This window comes from Desulfothermus okinawensis JCM 13304 (genome assembly GCF_054654515.1).
Map to the genome: position 1 here is coordinate 30,177 of NZ_BAAIEW010000013.1, position 22,409 is coordinate 52,585.

Sequence of the window (22,409 nt, forward strand, 5' to 3'; positions counted from 1 at the left end):
TTTAAGCTGAAAATGCCTTTTCAAAGTTAGGCACCACCTGTTTCTTTCTGGACATAACCCCATCTAACCAAACTCTGTCACCTTCAGGGGCCTTGCCAAAGGCCTTTTCAACAACAGATGGATCGTCAGATGCAATGAGCATTAGGGAGCCTTCTTTCATAATGTCTGTGAGTAGCAAGAATACACTGTGATATCCACCTTCTTCTTTTAACTTTTTGATATCTTCAGCGAGCTGCTCTTTAACTGGATCTAAGATAGACAAGTCAACAACCTCAAGCTGACCAATTCCAACCTTGTTTCCACTCATGTCAAAGTCTTTGTAGTCTCTCTTTACCAGATCCCTAATTGGTGTGCCTTCAACAGCGGATTTTACTTTAAACATCTCCATACCCAGTGATTGTAGATCATCTATTCCAGCGATCTTTGCCAGTGCTTCTGCTGCTTCTTTGTCTTTGTCTGTGCATGTTGCAGATTTGAAGATAACAGTATCGCTCAAAATTGCACATGCCATTATCCCAGCGATATTTTTGGGGATTTCAACCCCAAAGAAATCATACATGTTTTTGAGTACAGTGCATGTACATCCAACTGGCCAGGTCCAAACTTCCACAGGATTTGGGGTAGTCACATCTCCCACCTTATGGTGATCAACTATTCCCAAAATCTCTGCCTTGTCTAAGTTGTCCAGTGACTGGGAGATATCAGAGTGGTCTACTAAGATAACCTGTTTCCCCTCTCCATCGGTGATTTTTTCTGGTGCTTGCACCCCAAATTTTTCCAATACAAATTTGGTCTCATTGTTTAAGTCGCCCTGGGCTGCTGGTACGCATTCTAAACCCAACTTACTTTTGAGATCTGCAAGGGCAATTGCTGCACAGACAGAGTCTGTATCCGGACTTTTGTGACCTACTACGTAAACTGCCATATCTACCTCCTAATAATTTTTTGTGAATTTAAATTCATATCCTAGACAAGACTTTGTGAAAAGTAGCACAAGTTTTTTCAATTGCCAAGTCCTAGTTTAGGCCTTTTATTTTTTTGTTGATTTTATCTAGATTATCATATAATGAGTTCTCCATTAAAATTGACAAGAATAAAATTTTAGTGAGGAGCAAAAAGGTGTTACGTAGTGAAGATTTAAAGTATTTCAGAAATCAACTGGAAAAAATGTTGGAAGAAATAGAACAAAAAGGAAAGCAGACCATAGAAGAGATGGTTGATTCTTCTTCTATGTATCCAGACCCTGCTGACAGGGCATCTGTTGAATCTGAACAGTTTTTTGCCCTCCGCTTAAGGGATAGAGAAAGAAAGCTCAGAAAAAAGATCTTAGAGGCCATTGAAAGGATAGATAATGGCACGTATGGTATCTGCGAAGGATGTGGTGGTGAAATTGGTATAGCCCGTCTAAAAGCAAGGCCTGTTACTACCCTTTGTATTGAATGTAAGAACAGACAGGAAGAAGAGGAGAAGTTACGTCGGGGAAAATAAAGAAAGTAAGGAGTGTTTTGTCCCACCCCATGGCCGAGATTGGCTTGATGGGCCCTGGTTTATTTTAGAATGGATGCAAATTTTTTTCGCTTCATAATAAGAGATGGTTACAATCTTTTAAAATCTGCCAGGATTGAAAAGGTATATAATCCTATAAGTAGAGTCTGGACCTTTAAGCTCTCTTCAAAGACACACTTAATATTTTTTTTTGATGCCAAAAACAATTTTTTGTTCTTCTCAAAAAATAAGCCAGAAAATCCCCTTAAACCCTCTCCCAAGGTTGGTTGGTGGAGAAAGAGGACTCAAAATCATGTAATAAGCCACGTATCAGTGGATTGGCCAAATAGACGGATCTCCCTGAAAATTGAAAAAATTGGCATTGCTCCCCAGTGGATCTTTTTTGATCTAAAGGATGGACTTGAGCTTATGTCCAGTGATCCAGTGGGGCAAATCAATGTGACCTGGCCCACCCTTGATGAAGTTTTGAGTAGTAGAGAAATTTATAAAAAATATCCAAACATAACCTCCCCCATAAGATATTCCCTCTTAAATTTAAGAAGTGATTCAGAAAGGGAGTTCTGGTACTCAAAGTTGGTCTCTGGAGATATTGAAAAATTTTATGTATATGAAAATCCCTGTACTGAAGAAATTATTTTGTCTCTCTGGCCCGTATCTAACCTAAGAGATAATAGGGAAACTGTATTTGAATCAGCATTAGATGCTGCAGAATACTATGGATGGTCTATTTTAAATAGATTGATAAAAAAAGGCACCAATGAAGGCAAAAGGACTAAGAGACTTAAAAAAAGGCTTATAAAAGAGCGAGAAAAGCTTGATAAGTGGATTTCACTGGAAAGTCATGCCAATATAATAAAAGATAACCTCCATAAAATTGACCCAAATGTGCATTGTTCCTCCTTGGAGTTGGGTCAGGATAATGGTACCAGGGTAAAAATAGAGCTCGATCCATCCCTAAGTGTGTTGGAAAACATGAACCTTATGTTTCAAAGGGCCAAAAAGGGGAAAAGGGGACTGGTGTCATTGCAAAAAAGGGAAGAGAGATTATTGTCTCTAAAAGACAGTCAAGGAGGAATAAAATTTGTCTGGTCAGAAAAGTCAGGATTAAAGAAAACCAAAGAAATACCATCCAGGTTTGCCAACCTAAAGGTGCGGGTGTATAAAAGTAGTGATGGTATATTAATTGTTAGGGGTAAGAACAAAGTAGCCAATCACAAGCTCTTGAGTTTTGGAGCAAGGTCCCATGACATCTGGTTTCATGCCCAGGGCGGTCCAGGGGCCCATGTTATTGTTATTAGGGATAACCCAAAAAAAGAAGTGCCAATAACTACCCTGGAGCAAGCTGCTATGCTTGCTGGACTGGCAAGTTACCAAAGAGACAGTGACTATGCAGAAGTAATTGGAACTGAAGTAAGGTATGTAAAAAAGAAGAAAAATATGGCCCTTGGAGAGGTTGAAGTAACAAAGGTGCTTTATTCATTTAGAATAAAAATAGACCCTTTAATTGAAGATAGATTGAGGATATATTAGATGAAAAATGGTGGTGTTAAAGATAAGAGTATAAGAAAGGTTAGCTACCTTAGAGTGAGTGTCACTGATAGGTGTAACTTAAGGTGTATTTACTGCTCCCCTGTCAAGAATTTTAAATTTTTCCCCCATAAGGATATACTCACTTTTGAAGAGATTGTAAGACTTGTAAAAGTTGGTCAAATGCTAGGTATAGAAAAGGTGAGGTTAACAGGAGGAGAGCCCTTTGTAAGACGTAATTTTTTAGATTTGTTGGAAAAACTTATAAATCATTTTCCAGGGCTGGATCTTAGAATAACAACCAATGGAACTTTATTAACAGATGAGATAATTTCCACCTTAAAGCAAATAGGAATAAGGGCAATAAATGTATCCCTGGATACCTTTGATGAGAAAAAATTTTTTGAAATCACAGGAAGGGATCTTTATAAGCAGGTAATTAATTCCATTTATGGATTAATGCATGCAGGAATAAAGACAAAAATAAATGTAGTGGCCCTTAAAAACATAAATCAAGACGAGGTATTGGATTTTGCAAAATTTGCCTATAACAATCCAGTGCATGTGAGATTTATAGAATTTATGGATATATCAACTTCTAAAGCAGAAAACCATAGCTATTTTTACTCTGCCAAGGATATTTTATCTATTATTAAACAAAGATATAATCTAACAAAGGACAGAATTGCCAAAGATTCAAAGGGGCCTGCAAGGATGTATAGTATAGATGGGGGGGAAGGGAAAATAGGTATAATTTCCCCCCTTTCCAATCATTTTTGTAATACATGCAACAGATTTAGGATTACTGCAGATGGGAGGCTCAAGACCTGTCTTTTTGCTGTTAAAGATTATAATTTAAGACCTATTTTGAGGAATCCCAGGCTAGGGGATATTTTTTTGTATAAGATTATGAAAAACGCAGTGTCAAGAAAGCCAATCGGTAGGGAGTTGTTAGCCAGGCGAGGAAATGGCCTTAAAGGCATGTATGCAGTGGGGGGGTAGTTGGGGATTAGAATTTATTCAATAAAATAAGTAGGCCTATTGAAATGAATAATAGGCCTGATATCTTTTTTATAATGTTTTGGGAAATAAAATTTGTAAGAGAGTTAGCAACAAATACCCCAAGCAGGGTAACTAAAATAAGGGCTAAAGATGCAGATAAAAATACTGTCCAAATTTTGTGGGTCTTTGATGTCATAACCATTGCTGTAAGCTGTGTTTTGTCTCCAAGTTCTGCTAAAAATACCATCCAGAATGTGGTAAAAAAGAGCTTCCAATCCATATTTATATCTCCTTATAATTTTTTTTGATAATATACAAAGAAGTATGTCCTGTAAATTATTAATCTTAGGTAGGAGGAGTAAAATAGGTGATAGACAGGGAATTGGAGTTTAAGGATTCTTTACTTGCACAGCAACTTTTTGGTCCCCAGGAAAAATATTTGAAGTTCATTACAAAAAGGCTTGGGGTTGATATATCCTCCAGGGGATCTAAGTTGTTTTTGTCTTCAGAGGATAGAGAAAAGGTTGATATTGCATGTAATTTCTTGATTCAGATGTATGAACTAATAAGGCATGGTTTTTCCATTCATGCGCCAGATTATGACTATGCACTCACCTATCTTGAGAATTATCCAGGTGCTGATCTGGGAAAGTTATTTAAAGAAAAGTTTTTTGCAATTTCACCAAAAAAGACTATTTCACCAAAAACCATTGTTCAAAAAGAGTATTTAGAGGCAATTAGGGACAATGAGGTTGTTTTTGCCATTGGACCTGCTGGAACTGGAAAGACATATCTTGCAGTGGCCATGGCGGTATCCTTTTTGTTGCAAAAAAAAGTAAAGAGACTTATCTTAACCAGACCAGCGCTTGAGGCAGGGGAAAAACTTGGTTTTTTGCCAGGTGATATACTTGAAAAGGTAAATCCGTACCTTAGGCCCCTATACGATGCCCTGCACGATCTGTTGGACTTTAAAAAGGTTCAGGAATTTATGGACAGCGGCATAATAGAGGTGGCACCCCTTGCCTTTATGAGAGGTAGGACCTTAAATAGGTCCTTTATTATTTTAGATGAGGCGCAAAATACAACCTCTGAACAAATGAAAATGTTTTTGACCAGGCTTGGATATGGATCAAGGGCAATTATTACAGGTGATATTACTCAGATAGATCTCCCAACAAAGGAGAAATCGGGGCTCATAGAGGCAGAAAAGGTGCTTAGACAAATTGAGGGAATAAGATTTGTCTATTTTACAAAAAAGGATGTCATTAGACACAGACTTGTTGGTGAAATAATTGATGCATATGAGAGATATGAGGATAAAAATAACAGTTGATTATGAAAAGATAATTCCTTTTTTATTGGATATGAGGCAAGTTAAGATATGTACCAAGAAAATTTGTGAATTTATTGATGTGATGGGAGAGGTGGAGATAAAACTAACAGGAGATCTGGAGATAGAGGCCTTAAATAGAGAGTTTTTAAAATTAGAGGGGCCAACTAATGTTTTGAGCTTTCCAGGAGATGAAGAGGATTTCCTGGGATCTATTTGTGTATCAATTGATACAATAATAAGGGAGGCAAACCTCTATTGCCAAGATACAGAAGAATATTTTTACAGAATGCTTATCCATGGCATACTACACCTTTGTGGTTATGGACATGGGGATATTATGTATGAAACAACAGATTTAATATTAGAGCGTCTGAAAGGTGAAGGATTAATTCAGGGTTAATGTGATAAGGAGCAAAAAATGAAACACTTTTTGACCATTTTAGATTTTCCCCAGGAAAAGATTTATGACCTATTAGACAGGGCACTTAGGATAAAAAAACAAAGGGCTAGATTATCAATATTAAAGGATATGTGTGCTGTAATGATATTTGAAAAACCTTCAACCAGGACCAGGATATCCTTTGAGGTTGCAGTTAGGGAACTTGGAGGGTACACCTTGTTTATGACACCCCAGGACTCGCAGCTTGGTAGAGGTGAACCAATAAAGGATACAGCCAGGGTTATATCTAGATATGGACACCTTATGATTGTAAGGACCTTTGGTCAGGAAAAATTAGAGGAATTATCAAGATATTCATCAGTTCCTGTGGTCAATGCACTCAGTGATTTGTATCATCCATGTCAGGTGATGAGTGATTTGCTCACAATATATGAGCGTACCAGAGACTTTTCAAACTTAAAGATTGCGTGGGTTGGTGATGGGAATAACATGGCCCATTCCTGGATAAATGCAGCTATATATCTCCCTTTTGAATTGTATGTATCCACCCCAGAGGGATATGAGCCCAAAAAAGAGATTTTAGATAGGGCAATATCCAAGGGGGCAAAGATTGAGCTTACACATGATCCTGTTTTTGCTGTTAAAGATGCAGATTTTATAAATACAGATGTGTGGGCGTCCATGGGGGTAGAAGGGGAAGAAGAGGTAAGGTTAAAGGCCTTTTCCAGATATCAGGTAAATGATGCGCTTATTCAACATGCAAAAAAAGATGCAAAGGTGATGCATTGTCTGCCTGCCCATAGGGGCGAGGAAATTACTGAAGAGGTGATTGAAGGGGGAAGGTCTATTGTATGGGATCAGGCAGAAAACAGGCTTCATATGCAAAAGGCCATTTTAGAGTGGATCTTTTCTTAAACAAGATTGTTGGGGAGGAAATATGAGTTCAATAAAAAAAGTGGTTTTGGCATATTCTGGGGGGCTAGACACATCTGTTATATTAAAATGGATAAAAAACACATATAACTGTGAAGTAATAACATTCACCGCTGATCTGGGTCAGGGTGAAGAACTCACCGGGATCGAGGAAAAGGCGAAAAATACTGGTGCCACAAAGGCATATGTCCTGGATTTAAAAGAAGAATTTGCAAGGGACTATGTATTTCCAGCATTTAGGGCTGGGGCCATATATGAAGGAAGATACCTTCTGGGGACCTCTCTGGCAAGGCCCATTATTGCAAAAAAAATGGTGGAAATTGCAAAACAGGAAGGGGCAGATGCTGTAGCCCACGGTGCAACAGGTAAGGGAAATGACCAGGTGAGGTTTGAGATCTCTGTTATGGCCCTGTCACCAGAATTAAAGATAATAGCCCCCTGGAGGGAATGGAATTTAAGGTCCAGGAGTGATCTCATAAATTATGCAAAGGAAAATGGAATCCCTGTACCTGTGACCAAGGAAAAACCATATAGTTGTGATAGAAATCTTTTGCATTTGAGTTTTGAAGGGGGAGAGCTTGAAGATCCTTGGAAAGAGGGCTCAAGACACACATATCTTTTAACAGTTCCCCCTGAAGAGGCCCCAGATGAGCCTGAAGTTTTAACCCTGGATTTTGATAAGGGAGATCCAGTTGCAATAAATGGTGAATCTTATTCTCCTGCACAACTTATTCTTAAACTAAATGAAATTGGTGGAAGACACGGGATTGGCAGGATTGATATGGTTGAAAATAGGTTTGTGGGGATGAAGTCCAGAGGTATTTACGAGACCCCTGGTGGTACAATAATTTACACAGCCCACAGGGATTTAGAGGGAATTTGTCTGGATAGGGAAGTTATGCATATCAGGGACACCCTGATTCCCAGATATTCTGAGATGATCTACTATGGCTTTTGGTTTTCTCCAGAGAGGGAGAGTTTGCAGTCCTTTTTTGATCATGCCCAGGAAAAGGTCACAGGGACAGTTAAATTAAAGTTGTATAAAGGGGGTGTCTATCCAATTGGAAGGAAGTCACCAAATTCCCTGTATAGTCCAGATTTAGTTACTTTTGAAGAGGATGATGTGTACAACCAGGCAGATGCAACAGGATTTATCAGGATTCAGGGGTTAAGACTAATGGCAAGATATGGGACTTTTAAGTAAAAGGGGATATTTCATAGATGTGGAAGGGAAGGTTTAAGCAGGATACAGATGAGTTGGTGCTTAACTATACTGCGTCTATAGATGTTGATAGGGTTTTTGCAGAATTTGATATACACGGCTCCATTGCCCATGCAAGGATGCTCATTAAACAGGGAATATTGAATTTTGAAGAAGGTGAAAAAATTGTACAAGGTCTTCTTGAAATCAAAGAAGAGATTGAGCAGGGGAAATTCCCATGGCGCAAGGAGCTTGAGGATGTGCATTTAAATATAGAGATGCGACTCACAGAGCTAATTGGTGATGTTGGGAAAAAACTGCATACTGCAAGGAGCAGAAACGACCAAGTGGCACTTGATTTTAGACTTTTTGTATCAAGTAGACTTAAATTCTGGAAACAGTCCCTTTTGGAACTGGTGGATATTTTTCTAAATAGGGCTGAAGAAAATGTATATGTTATAATGCCAGGATATACCCACCTACAACCAGCTCAGCCAATATCCCTTGGGCATCATATACTTGCCTATGTTGAGATGTTTAAAAGGGATGTGGAAAGGATTGAGGAGACAAAAAAAAGGGTGGAAGTCTCTCCCCTTGGAGCGGCAGCTCTAGCCGGGACTACATATAATATTGATCCTGAATTTGTTGCTAGGGAGCTTGGTCTAAATTTTCGTTTTTCCAATAGCCTGGATGCTGTATCTGACAGGGACTTTGTGGTAGAGGCCCTTTTTATTGGGTCACTTATAATGATGCACCTATCAAGGCTCTGTGAGGAAATAATACTCTGGGCCAATCCATGTTTTTGTTTCATAACACTTCCCGATGAATTTGCAACAGGATCATCTATTATGCCCCAGAAAAAGAATCCAGATATTGCAGAGCTAATTAGGGGTAAGAGTTCCAGGACATTTGGAAATTTGATGTCCCTTTTGGGTCTTATGAAATCTTTACCACTTGCCTATAACAGGGATATGCAGGAGGACAAACCTCCTTTTTTAGATACAGATAAAGTGGTGTCAGCTTCTCTTGTTATTATGGCAAGAATGTTTGAAAAAATAAAATTTAACCCTGATAAGATGAAGGATGCCTTAAACAAAGGCTTTTTAAATGCAACTGAACTTGCTGATTACTTGGTGTTGAGGGGGATTCCATTTAGGGAAGCCCACCACATAACTGGTTCCTTGGTTGCCTATGCAGAAGAGAAAAATAAATCCTTAGAAGAGCTTAACATAGAAGAATTTAAAAAATTCTGTACTTTAATTGATGAGGATGTATATAAGGTACTTGACTATAAAAATGCAGTTGCAAGGAGAAAGATATTTGGAGCAACTGGATTTGATTCAGTGACAAAACAGATTAAGGTGTCCAGAAAATGGCTTGAGGACAAAAAAAATGGCGGAAGCGTATAGGAGTCGAACCTACCGGCGACCTCTCGGCCGCCCACTGGATTTGAAGTCCAGGCGCCACACCGGTGACGTAACGCTTCCGCGTGAGGAAAAATATTTAACTACTTTTTAAAAAAATGTAAATAGTTTAATTTAGGAGGGTTAAGGTTTGAATAATTTTGGAAAAAACTTAGTTGTTTGGATAGTGATTTCCCTTGTATTGGTTGCCCTTTTTAATGTGTTCAATAAGCCCATGAATGCTCAGATGAAAATTTCCTATTCTCAGTTTGTGAAACTGGTGGAGCAGGGAGAAGTTGCTGGTGTCAGGATTGAGGGGGAGAAAGTGGTTGGTAAGATGATAAATAATAATTCCTTTGTTACTTACATCCCAAACAATGATAACACGTTAATTCCCCTCTTACTTAAAAAGGGCGTTTCAGTAGATGTGAAACCAAAAGAGGAATCTCCATGGTATATAACCTTACTTGTATCCTGGTTCCCAATGCTTTTATTAATTGGTGTGTGGATATTTTTTATGAGGCAGATGCAGGGGGGAGTAGGAGGTGGTAAGGCCTTTTCATTTGGGAGATCCAGGGCAAAATTACTTTCAGATGAGAATAACAGGGTGACCTTTGAAGACGTGGCTGGTGTGGAAGAGGCCAAGGAAGAACTTCAAGAAGTTGTTGAATTTTTAAAAAATCCAAAAAAATTTACAAGACTTGGTGGAAGGATCCCAAAAGGAGTACTCCTTGTTGGACCTCCTGGTACAGGAAAGACCTTGCTTGCCAGAGCAGTTGCAGGTGAGGCAGGGGTTCCCTTTTTTTCCATATCAGGTTCTGATTTTGTGGAGATGTTTGTTGGTGTTGGTGCGGCCAGGGTCAGGGATCTTTTTATGCAGGGTAAAAAACATGCCCCCTGTCTTATATTTATTGATGAAATCGATGCAGTTGGCAGGCAAAGAGGGGCAGGTCTTGGTGGAGGACACGATGAAAGGGAACAGACCTTAAACCAGTTGCTTGTTGAAATGGATGGTTTTGAGACCAATGAAGGGGTTATTTTAATAGCTGCTACCAACAGACCAGATGTTCTAGATCCAGCACTCCTTCGACCTGGAAGATTTGATAGACAGGTTGTGGTGCCAAATCCAGATGTAAAAGGTAGATTGGAGATATTAAAGATTTATGCAAAAAAAGTGGCCATGTCAGAGGAAGTGGACCTTGAGGTTCTTGCCAGGGGAACTCCTGGTTTTTCTGGAGCAGATTTAGAGAATATGGTGAATGAGGCAGCACTCATTGCTGCTAAAAAAAATAAAGACAAAATTGAGATGGAAGATCTAGAAGAAGCAAAAGACAAGGTGCTTATGGGCAAAGAGAGAAAGAGTGTTATCTTAAGTGAGGAAGAAAAGAAGATCACTGCATATCATGAGGCAGGACATGCGGTTGTGGCAAAGCTGCTTCCAAATGCAGATCCAGTACATAAGGTATCAATTGTTCCCAGGGGACAGGCCCTTGGGGTAACCATGCAACTTCCCCTTGATGACAGACATAACTATACAAAGGCGTATTTAGATGATACATTGGCAGTTCTTCTGGGAGGTAGGGTTTCTGAAGAACTCTTCTTAAAAGAAATGACAACAGGTGCATCCAATGATCTAGATAGGGCAACTAAAATGGCCAGGAGAATGGTATGTGAGTGGGGAATGAGCGAGACCTTTGGCTCCATTGCCCTGGGAGAGAGTGGACAGGAGGTATTTTTGGGAAGAGAACTTGTTCAACATAAGCATTATAGCGAGGAAACAGCCAGACTCATTGATCGGGAAGTTATAAAAATAATAAAACAAGCATATGACAGGGCAAAGGAGATCCTGAGCCAAAACCAGGACAAGATGCACAACATTGTAGAGCATCTTTTAGAGAGGGAGACCTTAAGTGGAGAAGAACTATCCATGATCATGGAAGGTAAGGACCTTCCGCCGGCTAAAAAAGATATAGCTAAAGAGAAAACTATCCATGAAAAAGGTGACGAGGAACAATTTTTAATAGAGGAAGATGAAGGATAAGTTTGGAGCTTTTTGGAGGTAACTTGCATGGATGGTCAACAGAAGTGGAAGATATTGGGTGGAGAAGAGTTAGATCTACGTGATTTTTTAATAGTAGGAATTTTAAATGTAACTCCAGATTCCTTTTTTGATGGGGGAAAATATTATGATACATCTATTGCAATTGAGCATGCCAGGGAGATGATAGCCCATGGTGCCAGGGTAATAGATATTGGAGGTGAATCCACAAGGCCCTTTTCAAAAAGGGTTAGTGTGGAAGAAGAACTTGATCGTGTTATTCCTGTTCTGGAAAAATTGATATCTCAAATTGATGGTGTTACTATATCAGTTGATACATATAAGGCAAAGGTGGCAAAAGAGTCTATACTAAAGGGTGCTAAGATAATTAACGATGTATCTGCCTGTAGATTTGATCCAGAATTATTTGATGTTGTATGCGAATATAAGCCTGGATATGTACTCATGCATTCTCTGGGCAGGCCAGAGGATATGCAAAAGGACCCAAAGTATACAGATGTTGTAGGAGAGCTCTTGGATTTTTTTGAAAAAAATTTAAAGAAATTAACTGATGCAGGGTTGCCTGAGGAAAATATTGTAATAGACCCGGGTATTGGTTTTGGAAAACTTTTAGAGCACAATCTGGCAATTTTAAAAAACATAGAGAGATTTTTTGTCCTGGGAAGACCTGTATATATGGGATTATCAAATAAATCCATGTGGCAGAAACTTTTGGGACTTCCCTTTGATCAGAGGGAAGTTGCAACCCAGGTGGCAACAGGACTACTTGCCTCAAAAAATGTGCTTATACACAGGGTGCACAATGTAAAACTTACAAGGGATACCTTAAAGATAGTAAAAGCCATTATTAAGGAGAAAAATTGATGCAAAGGCAATATCATGCTGTAATAAAAAAAGAAGATGATTGGTGGATTGGTTGGATTGAGGAAATACCTGGTGTAAATTGTCAAGAAAGGACACTAGAAGAGTTAAAAAAAACATTAGCAATTACTTTAAAAGAAGCTTTAGAAATGAATCGTGAAGATGCTATAACTGCTGTTGGAAAGGAATATAAAGAAGAACTCATTACTATATGAAATGTAATAAACTTTTACAATATCTTCGCAGTGAAGGATGCAAATTGCTACGTGAGGGAGCAAAACATTCATGGTGGTATAATCCAAGAACAAATAAAAGATCATCTGTTCCAAGGCATTCAGAAATTAGTGATATATTGGCAAAGAAGATATGCAAGGACTTAGGGGTTAAACCACTTAAATAAATAAGTGCTAACAAAGCAGTGCAGTGGACTGGTTTTTTCGCTGCGCTCCAAACCAGCCACTGACCTTAGTGGATATAGGGATAAAATTATGGAGAAGATAAAAAATCTTTTTGGAACCGATGGAATTAGAGGCCTTGTTAATGAATTCCCCATGGAGCCTGAAGTTGCTCTTAGGCTTGGTCTTGCAGCAGGGGAGTATTTTAGACAGGGAAGCAGGAAGCACAAGGTGATTATTGGTAAAGATACCAGGTTGTCAGGATATATTTTTGAGACGGCCTTAACCTCTGGACTGTGTGCATCGGGTATGGATGTATATTTAGTTGGACCACTTCCCACACCGGCCATATCCTTTTTGACCAGGAACATGCGCGCAGATCTAGGTATAGTGATTTCTGCATCCCATAACCCATATTATGATAATGGCATCAAATTTTTTGATAGAATGGGTTTTAAATTGAATAATGGTGCTGAGGAAGAAATATCGAGGATGGTTATTGAAAAAAATAGAAAATGGAATTATCCCAAGAGTCATGAGGTGGGTCGCGCCTATAAAATCGAAGACAGCCCTGGAAGATATATAGTATCTTTAAAACAGAGTTTTCCTCCAGATATTACCTTAGATGGGATAAAGATAGTTCTTGATTGTGCAAATGGGGCTCCATACAGGGTGGCTCCACTGGTTTTTGAAGAGCTTGGAGCTGATGTAGTGAAAATAGGGATATCTCCCAATGGTCTTAATATTAATGATGAATGCGGAGCACTTTATCCTGAAAAAGTGAGGGATATGGTGTTAAAAGTTGGTGCTGATATAGGTATAGCCCTTGATGGAGATGGGGATAGGGTGATACTTGTAGATGAAAAGGGGAAGGTTTTAGATGGTGATCAGATTATGGCCTTTTGTGCCGAGGAAATGATCAAAAATGGGGAACTTCCCCATGGTAAGCTAGTTGCCACAGTTATGAGCAACATGGCTCTGGAGATATTTATGAGAAATATTGGAGGTGAACTTGTCCGGACTCCTGTTGGGGATAGATATGTTGTTGAAAAAATGAGGGATATTGGAGCAGTATTTGGTGGCGAACAATCTGGTCATTTGATATTTTTAAAGTATTCAACAACAGGAGATGGAATATTGGCTGCGCTTCAGGCACTAAAGATAATGATAAAAAAGGAAAAAAAATTGTCTGAATTGGCACGGCAACTTGAACTCTTTCCCCAAAAGCTTATAAATGTTAAGGTAAATAAAAAAGTTCCCTTTGACCAGGTGGATGAGATTGCAAAGATGATTAAAAGGGCCCATGAAAAGCTAAAAGACAAGGGCAGAGTGCTCCTGAGATATTCTGGTACCGAGCCAAAGGCCAGGGTTATGGTTGAAGGGGAGGATGAGGAATTGGTTGAGACCATCTCAATGGAGTTGGCAGAGGTGGTTAAGGCAAGTCTCAGCAAATAAAAAAGGAGTAATTATTTTATGAAGATTAATAAAGTAGTAATACCAGTAGCTGGGTGGGGCACCAGGTCTCTTCCTGCGACTAAAAATTTGCCAAAAGAGATATTGCCAGTTTTCAAAAAACCAGCAATCCAGTACATTGTAGAGGAAGCAATAGCCGCAGGGCTAGATAATGTTATTTTTATTACAAATAAGAATAAAAATATCTTAGAAGACCACTTTGATTATAATCTTTCCCTGGAATGGGTACTTGAGAGAAGTGGAAAAATGGAACTACTCAGGGAGGTCAGGAAGGTTGGAGAACTAGCAAATATTATAAGCATCAGACAGAAAAGGCAACTGGGGCTTGGGCATGCCATATTGTGTGCAAAAGAGGTTATAAGAGATGAGGCCTTTGCGGTTATTCTGGGAGATGACCTTTTATTTAGTAGTGTGCCTGGAATCAAACAACTAATAGATGTAGCTGAGACAGAAAATATGGCCGTGGTTGGGGTGATGCCAGTTGAAAGGAGCAAGGTGAACAGATATGGTATCCTTAATGCTGAGGAGATAGGGCCACACATCTATCGTGTTCGTGACCTCCAGGAAAAGCCAAGGGTGGAGGAGGCTGCGTCAAATCTTGCTGTTATTGGAAGGTATGTACTTACTCCTGAGATCTTTTATCATTTAGAGAAGGTCTTTGATCCAGATCAGGGTGGAGAATTGGAATTAACCGAGGGGTTGAGGCGACTTGCAAAAGAAAATAAGTTATTGGCTGTGAGGCTCCATGGTATGCGTTTTGATGTGGGGCACTGGGTGGATTACTTGATAGCAAATATATATTTTTCACTTCAGGATGAAGAACTAAGAGACGATGTAATAAAAAAACTCAGGGAGCTAATACCTTGTTCCTAAGATTTGTGTTGATATTTCTTTGTGTGCTACTTCCCGTAAATATTTTTGGTAAACCGCCTGATATAAATGAGATTATTACCAACGTACAAACCCAATACAAGGGGCTTGTATCATTTGATATTGGCGTCAATTTTCCCAGTATAAATGCTTCAACGATTGTGTATAGGTATGTTCAAAAGGGCAGTGATGTAAGGATCTTGTGGGGTAAAAATATTAATGGAACTGTTGATTGTTTTATGTATGGCCGTGTTACAAATGGAAAGGTTATAGAAGATGCGCCAATTATCCCATTGATTCTGGAAGATTTTATAAATCTAGATAAAGAACTAGATTCAATGGGTATAGAAAAAGACAATATATATTTTGATTATGTGGACCATATCCCATGTTTTGTAATTGGAGGGTTAGACAAAATTTATGTGGACATTGAAAACTTTGCCATTAGAAAAAGGGTAGCCCATGGAAAGGAGTATATTTTTAGAGATTTTGTACACATAGGAAATTATTTTTTACCAAATAGAGTTGAGATTAAGTGTGGAGAAAATAAATACAGTGGAGAGATTTTGTGGAATGGTATAAATAGTGGACAGGAAATTGAAAAAATTGACTTAAAAAACAAAAAAAAAGGAGGCCCCGTACCAAAACAGATGCCTCCTTTTTTTAAGTGTTTGCCCATGGCCTCAAGCTTTTTTAAATGAAGAGCTGTAGTTTGCTCTCTCCTGCTTCTTTTAAAAAAGTGGCAACTCCCACATACTTTAGATCTGGATAATCAATCATCTCCTCAGGACTAAAGCCCATTAGATCCATAGACATTTCACAAATATATATTTTTACGCCCAATTCAGCGGCTATTTTTATTAGCTCATCAAGGTCCTTTACGTTCTTTTTTTTCATCAGGTTTTTCATCATCTTGGTGCCCAATCCCCCCATATTCATCTTAGACAGTTTTACGTCTTTTAGCCCTTTGGGCAACATAAAGCCAAACATCTTTCCCATAAAGTCTTTGATACCTGGCTTTTTCTTTGGATCTCTAAGGGCTGGGGTAGCCCAAAATGTAAAAAACATACACACTTCCGTATCCATTGCTGCTGCACCTGTGGCAATTATAAATGCAGCGAGCAACCTGTCCATGTCTCCACTAAACACAACCATGGACAATTTGTCCTTTGGCATTAAGCTTTTTTGCTTTTCGATCTCAACCCTCATATCTTCTAGAGCCTTTTTCATCTCTTCATTATTCATAATGTACCTCCATTTTTAAAAAAAAGTAAATAGTGTTAACTATATATACAAAAAAAATCCAAAGCAGCCCTATATCATTTCTTTTTTTACAATTTGCATGCTTTCTATTAGTTTTTCCAGGTAAAAAAATAGATTAGATCTATCATCTGGATTGATATTCTCAACTAGCTTTTTATGAATTTCCAGCCTGAATTTTTCTATTTCCTCTATTTTTTTTTCACCTTTAGGAGAGAGGCTAAGTAGTTTTACTCTGTTATCCTTTGGATCTTCAATTTTTTCAACTAATCCCTTGGCCATTAATCCCTTTATTATTTTTGTTATTCTGCTCTTGGCAGCTTCCATTCTATTTGCAAGGGTCTTGACAGTCAGATACCTTTCACCTCTAAAAAAGAGTAAACAAGTAATTTCGGCATAGGGAATGCCAAATTTTTCTTTGGTATAAGTACGTTTGTCATTACAACACGAGACAATACTATCGATTATTTCCCTTAGCCTATGGGCCTGGTATTCCAGCAATGCATCATTGTTGTTCATGTTATGAATCATTAATGGTAAAAAATAAAAATGTCAAGATTCATTTTTTAATTAACCTCTTTTTTAAAAGAGGATTGCAAAAAATAAAACTTTGTTTTATAAGAAGAGCAAGTTTTATCTTAACAAAAAATATTTTAAGGAGGTGTTTGATGCTTAAAAAATTATTTCTAATGGTTGTTTTGGCCATACTTATTCCGAGTTTTTCCATGGGTTATGAGATTGCAGGCGTGAGTTTACCTGATACTTTACCGGCTGGTAAGGAAAAACTCATTTTAAATGGTGCGGGTATTAGAAAAAAATTTTTTCTTAAACTCTATGTGGCGGGCCTTTATGTTAAAGAAAAGACTTCATCTGCTGATAAGATATTGAACTCAGATGTGCCTGTTGCCATGAGACTACACATTATATCCAGGCTTATTAGCAGTAAGAATATGGAAAAAGCCACCAGAGAAGGTTTTGAGAAATCCACCCATGGGAATCTTGCAGGGTTGGAACAAAGGATCGATGAGTTTATATCTCTATTTAAATCTGAGCCAATAAAAAAACACGATGAATTTGATTTCGTGTATATCCCTGGTGAAGGAGTGCACTCTATTAAAAATGGAAAAGAGTTGAAGCTCATTAAAGGAGAAGATTTTAAAAAGGCCCTTTTTGGTATCTGGCTATCAGACAATCCAGTACAACAAGATTTAAAGGATGCACTTTTAGGGAAATAATCAATCTAGCTTTAAATTGTATGGGCGTTGTCTTTTGGGCAACGCTTTTTTTTTGGAAGGATACATTTAAAATTTAGACTTCTTTTCCCATTGAAAATACAATAACTAGTTAGTCACACTATTATTTTGGAATAATTTGCACAAGTTTTCCAAAAAAATGTTTTCTCTAGGAGGCGGTCTTGACAAAATTCTGTCAAACAATTACTCATTGTAAGTCAATTTTTTTGATAATTTTTTTAGAGGGTTAAAAGTCCTTATAATCTTAAAGGAGGATTTTTTATGCACCAAGTATACCTGTTTGTGAGGGGTCCCTTGGCCCTAATCTCTTTTATTGTGTTTGTGATAGGTATAATTTATCAGGTTATATGGTTTTTTAATCATACCAAAAAACAGGAGATTCCAAAAAATTTAGGAGCACTTCCATCAAAAAAGGAAATAAAATCTTATTATCCTTCTGAAGACATAAAGAGATTGGCAAGGTGGGAGGGAAGTTCCTGGTCAATGGAGCCAGCCTTTACTATCTTAACTTCCTTATTCCATATTCTGGTAATACTCACTCCAATATTTTTACTTGCACACAATATTCTTATAAATGAGTCCTGGGGTATTGCACCTCCATCCTTTTCTGAGACCATATCTGATGTTTTAACTATAATAGTCCTGTGTTTTGGGGCATATTTTCTCTACAGAAGGCTTTTTATCCCAAAGGTAAAGGCAATTACAGGTAGTGGAGATTGGTTCATGTTTCTTTTAGTATTCCTTCCCTATCTAACTGGATTTCTGGCATACCATCAAATTTTGCCTTACCTGCCAATGGTCATTATACATATGCTCCTGGGCGAACTCATGCTCATATGTATCCCTTTTACTAGACTCAAACATATGATATTTTTCTTTTTAAATAGATTTTGTATTAAAAGTGAGTATTCTTTTTTTAAGGCAGGAAATAGGGTTTGGAATCTATGAGATATAATGTAGTATTGGGAGGAAAATAATATGTCAAATATGCCAGATATGTTATCTAAAAATAAATCTCTGATAAAATTTGCCATGTCCCTTTGTGCCAGGTGCTCCATGTGTGCTCAAAGTTGTTTTTTATATAGGGCAAAGGGTGAGGACCCAACATATATGCCCTCTTACAAGATGTTAAACTCCATTGGGCTCATCTATAAGAAAAAGGGGAAATTATCAGATATTGAAATGGAAAATATAAAAAATATAGTATGGGAAAAATGTGTCTTATGTACTAGGTGTTATTGCTCATTGGGAATTGATATTCCATACTTAATCTCCCTTGCAAGGGATTTTTGCAGACAAAAGGGAGTATACAAGACATATGATAATTAACATAATAAATTTAGAGGAGGTTTTAGATGATAAAGGTCAAAAGAAAGAAATTTGATGAAATTATAGATTGTATAGATAAATATAACAATATTTTAAATGTAGGTTGTGGGGGTTGTGTATCTGTATGTCTTGGAGGTGGACAAAAGGAAGTGGATATTTTAAATGAAGAACTGAGGCTCTATTATGAAAAAAATGGTCAAAAGAAAAACATATCTGCTTATACAGTTGAAAGGGCATGTAATGAAAAATGTTTTTTAGATCTTCCAAACATTATCCAGAATGGAAATTTTGATGCAATAATTACCATGTGCTGCTCTGCAGGAACGCAGCTTATAGCTGAGAAATTTATTAAAATACCAGTTTTTCCTGCAGTTGATACCATTGCCATTGGTGTTGACAGGGATATAGGGCTGTATGAAGAAAAATGTAGGGCTTGTGGACATTGTGTTATAGGATATACTGGAGGCATATGTCCGATTACCAGATGTGCCAAAAGCCTTTTTAATGGTCCATGTGGAGGTACAAATAAGGGTATGTGCGAAGTAAATCCCAACATACCATGTGCCTGGTATGATATATATAATAGATTAAAGGAACAAAATAGATTGGAAGATATTAAAAAAATTCATCCACCTGTTGATTGGAAAAATCAGATTCAGAGAACAGTTGTTCAATATGGCTATGAAGAGAGATATATGAGCTCTTAAGTAAGGTAAGGTCAAATTTAGCCACTGTTCGTTCAATTTGACAGTGGCTTTTTTATATTTAATAATAGTTGTCATGTATGTAACTCCAGCCCAACTTTTCTTCTGTGCCCTGGGACTTGCCTTTATCTTTGAAGGAATGATATATTTTTTATTCCCATCAAATTTAAAAAGATTCCTGGAAAGCATATCTGATATCAAGGTATCTACCCTTAGAAATTTTGGTTTACTTGCAATGGTAACAGGGCTTTTTATTGTTTATCTGGTGTTAAGATAAAAGAAAGAATTAGACTCCAATTAAAATTTTTTACAATGGGCCTCTATTTTTTAGATTAATTTTGATTTCTGGATTAGGCTTATAAGATTGGATTTTATCATGCTTGAATCAAAGATCCTGGCTGAGATAATTTTTGGATTTACCTATTTAGGTATAGCCTTTGGCACAATACCCGGGCTTGCAATTGACAGGACAGGGATAACAATACTGGGTGCCACAGCCATGATTGCCACTGGACTTGCAACTCCTGTAGAGGCTGCCCACTATATAGACGTATCCACTATGCTGCTCCTCTACGGCCTAATGGTCCTTTCTGCCCAGTTAAGTATAGGAGGTTTCTATACTAGGGTTGCCTTTAGTATTGTAAAGAGGATGAAGAAACCAAAATTGTTTCTTTTGCAACTCATGATGGTATCTGCTGTGTTTTCTGCTATCCTGGCAAATGACATCGTATGCCTTGCATTTACCCCTGTTATTTCTGTTTCTATGATAAGGGCAGGTTACAACCCTATCCCTTTTCTCCTGGGACTGGTGATGTCCAGCAATATAGGGTCTGCAGCAACAATTATAGGCAACCCACAGAACATGTTGATAGGTCAGGCTGGCAGGCTCCATTTTGGCAGGTTTATTTTATGGTGTGCTCCTCCCTCCCTTATAGCTCTTTTTGTTTGTTATTTGATTTTGCTTCTGATTTATAGAAATAAGTGGAAATTGGCTGTTTCCCGTAGCATAAATTTTTCTGCTCCAATTGGACCTGAGTTCAATATATATCACTCTATGAAAGGAATTATCCTAACAGTGGTCTTAATAGTCATGTTTTTTACCAGTGTGCCCAGAGAAATAGCAGCCCTTGGAGTAGCTGGCATTCTACTGTGTAGTCGGGATTTTACCACAAGACAGTTGCTGGAGCGTGTTGACTGGCATCTTATTTTGTTATTTGCCGGGTTATTTGTCATAGTTGGGGTTATATCAAAATATGGTATCCCTGATGAGATAATTGTTTTTTTAAACTCAAAGGGACTTAATATAAATAACCCTCTTGTCCTTATCCCTTCAACTGTGTTACTGTGTAATATATTTAGCAATGTGCCTGCTGTAATGCTACTTCTAAAAAATATTACCTTCCACAACGTAGAAAATCTCTACCTCCTTGCTCTCATAAGCACCTATTCAGGAAATATGATTACAATAGGTAGTCTTGCAAACCTTATAACCATTGAACAGGCATCACAATTTGGCATAAAAGTTTCATTTAAAGAATATGCAAGGGCAGGTATCCCTGTATGTATTGCCTCTGTGTTGGTGGTAATTGTATGGAGGGCATTATTGTCAGGACCTTAGCCAGGATATTGACAGGAATATAAAAACCTGTTACAGCAAATTTCTGTCTTTCATAGCGGGATGGAGTCCCCCTTAAAATGCCCGTATTTGGGCTGATGACTCCTGCCTAATAAATTTAGGGAGGGCTCCAGATGAGAATTTTTTCAAATATTTTTATCCCCATCCATTTATTTCCTTTTATTTTCCCCCACTTTTTTTGGTGAAATATTTCCTGAGATTAAAGGTCAGTTAGATCTAAAGAGATTTTTGTTTCTTTTGCTTAACCTGCAACTGTAGGAGTGCAGGAAATAATATTCTTTTGTCTATTTCTTTTGGGGAGGATAAGAGATCATGTTAAAATCTGTTGTCTTTAATTTAATGCAGATGTTTGTTGTAATGGGACTATCCCCACTCTGCGTGGGTATATTGAATAAATTAAAAGAAATAGTTCAATCAAAGACCGGTCCCAGCATATTCCAGCCCTACAGGGATCTATATAAACTCTTTTCCAAAGACGAAATAGTCCCTACAGGATCTACCTGGATATTTCGTTTTACCCCCTATCTGGTTTTTATGGCTCCTTTGTTTGTAACTTTGCTTATTCCTGTGTTAACAGATTATCCCCTCTTTTGGGCATTTATGGGCGATATGGTTGGTGGAGGATTTGTCCTCGCACTTGCTGGATTTTTTTCCACCCTGGCAGCTGTGGATACCTCCAATCCTTATGGAGCAATGGGAAGTAGTAGAACCAGAATGGTTGGTTTTTTGGCAGAGCCAATTTTTATTATCGTATTTTTTACTGTATCATATGTAGCTGATTCAACTATTCCTTTTATCGTTCAACAAAAATGGGTTAGTCCCATAAGCAATTTTTTTGAGCCCTCCCACATTTTAATCTTAATTGCATTTTTGATGTTGATCCTTGCAGAAAAGGGACGCATACCTGTAGATAATCCATCAGGTCATTTTGAACTGGCAATGATAGATGATTCAAAGTCCCTGGAATTTTCTGGAAAAGGTGCAGCCCTGATGAAATGGGGAAGTTATATGAAGTTTTTTGTACTTATGTGTATTTTTTTAAATGTATTGGTAACTCCCTGGGGGCTTGCTTCAACTAAGGATTTCATAAAATTAATCCTGGCTATTCCTCTAATTTTTTCTAAGATTGTAATTTTTTTGGTGGTACTTACCATAATTGAATCTTCCCTTGCAAAACTGAGGTTATATAGAATCACTGAATTTATGGCATCGGCCTTTGTAATTGCAACAATTGCAATGATAATGAGTGCTTTTCAACATTAAA

At 37.9% G+C, this 22,409-nt stretch carries 26 protein-coding genes, 1 tRNA gene and 1 riboswitch; of the genes, 22 read left to right on the top strand and 5 right to left on the bottom strand.

Going from position 1 to position 22,409, the window contains the following annotated elements:
* Window position 1 precedes the first annotated feature (1 nt).
* Window positions 2-925 (bottom strand): manganese-dependent inorganic pyrophosphatase, encoded by a 924-nt coding sequence (locus ACYQ0O_RS06525; protein ID WP_459891629.1) that lies wholly within the window; start codon window positions 923-925, stop codon window positions 2-4.
* A 194-nt stretch (window positions 926-1,119) separates the two neighbouring features.
* On the opposite strand from ACYQ0O_RS06525, the gene dksA reads away from it, so the two are divergent.
* The 3 genes from dksA to moaA all read left to right on the top strand — a co-directional run bounded on the left by dksA (window position 1,120) and on the right by moaA (window position 4,035).
* Window positions 1,120-1,488 (top strand): RNA polymerase-binding protein DksA, encoded by a 369-nt coding sequence (gene dksA, locus ACYQ0O_RS06530; RefSeq protein ID WP_459891630.1) that lies wholly within the window; start codon window positions 1,120-1,122, stop codon window positions 1,486-1,488.
* 69 nt (window positions 1,489-1,557) lie between these two features.
* Window positions 1,558-3,036, top strand: coding sequence for an NFACT RNA binding domain-containing protein (locus ACYQ0O_RS06535; protein WP_459891631.1), 1,479 nt, complete (start codon window positions 1,558-1,560; stop codon window positions 3,034-3,036).
* A complete protein-coding gene (gene moaA, locus ACYQ0O_RS06540; RefSeq protein WP_459891632.1) occupies window positions 3,037-4,035 on the top strand; it encodes a GTP 3',8-cyclase MoaA in 999 nt (332 codons plus the stop codon). It abuts the gene before it with no gap.
* 7 nt (window positions 4,036-4,042) lie between these two features.
* On the opposite strand, the gene ACYQ0O_RS06545 is transcribed toward moaA, so the two are convergent.
* On the bottom strand, window positions 4,043-4,315 hold the full coding sequence (locus tag ACYQ0O_RS06545) for a TMEM165/GDT1 family protein (protein ID WP_459891633.1): 273 nt from the start codon (window positions 4,313-4,315) through the stop codon (window positions 4,043-4,045).
* A gap of 87 nt (window positions 4,316-4,402) precedes the next feature.
* Here ACYQ0O_RS06545 and ACYQ0O_RS06550 point away from each other — a divergent pair, with 87 nt between their 5' ends.
* Genes ACYQ0O_RS06550 through argH form a run of 5 tightly spaced genes read left to right on the top strand, consistent with a single transcriptional unit; the run spans window position 4,403 to window position 9,311 of the window.
* Window positions 4,403-5,368 carry a PhoH family protein gene (locus ACYQ0O_RS06550; RefSeq protein ID WP_459891634.1) on the top strand — a complete coding sequence of 322 codons (966 nt, stop codon included), beginning with the start codon at window positions 4,403-4,405 and terminating at the stop codon, window positions 5,366-5,368.
* Window positions 5,337-5,768 carry an rRNA maturation RNase YbeY gene (gene ybeY / locus ACYQ0O_RS06555; protein ID WP_459891635.1) on the top strand — a complete coding sequence of 144 codons (432 nt, stop codon included), beginning with the start codon at window positions 5,337-5,339 and terminating at the stop codon, window positions 5,766-5,768. The genes ACYQ0O_RS06550 and ybeY overlap by 32 nt, the downstream gene beginning before the upstream one ends.
* An 18-nt stretch (window positions 5,769-5,786) precedes the next feature.
* Window positions 5,787-6,683 carry an ornithine carbamoyltransferase gene (gene argF / locus ACYQ0O_RS06560; protein WP_459891636.1) on the top strand — a complete coding sequence of 299 codons (897 nt, stop codon included), beginning with the start codon at window positions 5,787-5,789 and terminating at the stop codon, window positions 6,681-6,683.
* A gap of 22 nt (window positions 6,684-6,705) precedes the next feature.
* Entirely contained in the window at window positions 6,706-7,905 is a 1,200-nt protein-coding gene (locus ACYQ0O_RS06565; RefSeq protein ID WP_459891637.1) for an argininosuccinate synthase, read from the top strand.
* Window positions 7,906-7,922: 17 nt separating this feature from the next.
* Window positions 7,923-9,311 (top strand): argininosuccinate lyase, encoded by a 1,389-nt coding sequence (gene argH, locus ACYQ0O_RS06570; protein WP_459891638.1) that lies wholly within the window; start codon window positions 7,923-7,925, stop codon window positions 9,309-9,311.
* On the opposite strand, the gene ACYQ0O_RS06575 is transcribed toward argH, so the two are convergent.
* Window positions 9,296-9,389: transfer RNA gene (locus tag ACYQ0O_RS06575), tRNA-Sec, on the bottom strand. The two genes, argH and ACYQ0O_RS06575, sit on opposite strands and share 16 nt — an antisense overlap.
* A 67-nt stretch (window positions 9,390-9,456) precedes the next feature.
* Here ACYQ0O_RS06575 and ftsH point away from each other — a divergent pair.
* The 7 genes from ftsH to ACYQ0O_RS06610 all read left to right on the top strand — a co-directional run bounded on the left by ftsH (window position 9,457) and on the right by ACYQ0O_RS06610 (window position 15,664).
* Window positions 9,457-11,346 carry an ATP-dependent zinc metalloprotease FtsH gene (ftsH, locus tag ACYQ0O_RS06580; RefSeq protein WP_459891639.1) on the top strand — a complete coding sequence of 630 codons (1,890 nt, stop codon included), beginning with the start codon at window positions 9,457-9,459 and terminating at the stop codon, window positions 11,344-11,346.
* A 27-nt stretch (window positions 11,347-11,373) separates the two neighbouring features.
* Window positions 11,374-12,228, top strand: coding sequence for a dihydropteroate synthase (gene folP / locus ACYQ0O_RS06585; protein WP_459891640.1), 855 nt, complete (start codon window positions 11,374-11,376; stop codon window positions 12,226-12,228).
* Window positions 12,228-12,440 carry a type II toxin-antitoxin system HicB family antitoxin gene (locus ACYQ0O_RS06590; RefSeq protein ID WP_459891641.1) on the top strand — a complete coding sequence of 71 codons (213 nt, stop codon included), beginning with the start codon at window positions 12,228-12,230 and terminating at the stop codon, window positions 12,438-12,440. The genes folP and ACYQ0O_RS06590 overlap by 1 nt, the downstream gene beginning before the upstream one ends.
* On the top strand, window positions 12,437-12,625 hold the full coding sequence (locus ACYQ0O_RS06595; RefSeq protein ID WP_075068692.1) for a type II toxin-antitoxin system HicA family toxin: 189 nt from the start codon (window positions 12,437-12,439) through the stop codon (window positions 12,623-12,625). Before ACYQ0O_RS06590 ends, ACYQ0O_RS06595 begins: the two co-directional genes overlap by 4 nt.
* Window positions 12,626-12,713: 88 nt before the next feature.
* Complete coding sequence (glmM, locus tag ACYQ0O_RS06600) at window positions 12,714-14,075, top strand: phosphoglucosamine mutase (protein WP_459891642.1); 1,362 nt, start codon at window positions 12,714-12,716, stop codon at window positions 14,073-14,075.
* 18 nt (window positions 14,076-14,093) lie between these two features.
* Window positions 14,094-14,966 carry a UTP--glucose-1-phosphate uridylyltransferase gene (locus tag ACYQ0O_RS06605; RefSeq protein WP_459891643.1) on the top strand — a complete coding sequence of 291 codons (873 nt, stop codon included), beginning with the start codon at window positions 14,094-14,096 and terminating at the stop codon, window positions 14,964-14,966.
* Window positions 14,957-15,664, top strand: coding sequence for a hypothetical protein (locus ACYQ0O_RS06610; protein WP_459891644.1), 708 nt, complete (start codon window positions 14,957-14,959; stop codon window positions 15,662-15,664). The genes ACYQ0O_RS06605 and ACYQ0O_RS06610 overlap by 10 nt, the downstream gene beginning before the upstream one ends.
* Here ACYQ0O_RS06610 and ACYQ0O_RS06615 read toward each other — a convergent pair.
* A complete protein-coding gene (locus ACYQ0O_RS06615; RefSeq protein ID WP_459891645.1) occupies window positions 15,657-16,208 on the bottom strand; it encodes a DsrE/DsrF/DrsH-like family protein in 552 nt (183 codons plus the stop codon). The two genes, ACYQ0O_RS06610 and ACYQ0O_RS06615, sit on opposite strands and share 8 nt — an antisense overlap.
* Window positions 16,209-16,277: 69 nt before the next feature.
* Window positions 16,278-16,754, bottom strand: coding sequence for a MarR family winged helix-turn-helix transcriptional regulator (locus tag ACYQ0O_RS06620; RefSeq protein WP_459891646.1), 477 nt, complete (start codon window positions 16,752-16,754; stop codon window positions 16,278-16,280).
* 137 nt (window positions 16,755-16,891) lie between these two features.
* Here ACYQ0O_RS06620 and ACYQ0O_RS06625 point away from each other — a divergent pair, with 137 nt between their 5' ends.
* From ACYQ0O_RS06625 to ACYQ0O_RS06655, 7 genes are all read left to right on the top strand, one after another.
* A complete protein-coding gene (locus tag ACYQ0O_RS06625) occupies window positions 16,892-17,458 on the top strand; it encodes a chalcone isomerase family protein (RefSeq protein ID WP_459891647.1) in 567 nt (188 codons plus the stop codon).
* 279 nt (window positions 17,459-17,737) lie between these two features.
* Complete coding sequence (locus ACYQ0O_RS06630) at window positions 17,738-18,424, top strand: hypothetical protein (RefSeq protein ID WP_459891648.1); 687 nt, start codon at window positions 17,738-17,740, stop codon at window positions 18,422-18,424.
* 30 nt (window positions 18,425-18,454) lie between these two features.
* On the top strand, window positions 18,455-18,805 hold the full coding sequence (locus ACYQ0O_RS06635; RefSeq protein ID WP_459891649.1) for a 4Fe-4S dicluster domain-containing protein: 351 nt from the start codon (window positions 18,455-18,457) through the stop codon (window positions 18,803-18,805).
* 26 nt (window positions 18,806-18,831) lie between these two features.
* Window positions 18,832-19,512: a methylenetetrahydrofolate reductase C-terminal domain-containing protein gene (locus tag ACYQ0O_RS06640; protein ID WP_459891650.1), complete on the top strand. Its 681-nt coding sequence runs from the start codon at window positions 18,832-18,834 to the stop codon at window positions 19,510-19,512.
* A gap of 73 nt (window positions 19,513-19,585) precedes the next feature.
* Window positions 19,586-19,786: a DUF2065 domain-containing protein gene (locus tag ACYQ0O_RS06645; protein WP_459891651.1), complete on the top strand. Its 201-nt coding sequence runs from the start codon at window positions 19,586-19,588 to the stop codon at window positions 19,784-19,786.
* Window positions 19,787-19,885: 99 nt separating this feature from the next.
* Window positions 19,886-21,127: an ArsB/NhaD family transporter gene (locus ACYQ0O_RS06650; RefSeq protein ID WP_459891652.1), complete on the top strand. Its 1,242-nt coding sequence runs from the start codon at window positions 19,886-19,888 to the stop codon at window positions 21,125-21,127.
* Between the two features lie 47 nt (window positions 21,128-21,174).
* Window positions 21,175-21,239, top strand: a riboswitch (Fluoride riboswitch).
* A gap of 218 nt (window positions 21,240-21,457) precedes the next feature.
* The gene (locus ACYQ0O_RS06655) at window positions 21,458-22,408 is read left to right on the top strand and encodes a respiratory chain complex I subunit 1 family protein (RefSeq protein ID WP_459891653.1); all 951 of its coding nucleotides are present in this window, start codon (window positions 21,458-21,460) and stop codon (window positions 22,406-22,408) included.
* Window position 22,409 lies beyond the last annotated feature (1 nt).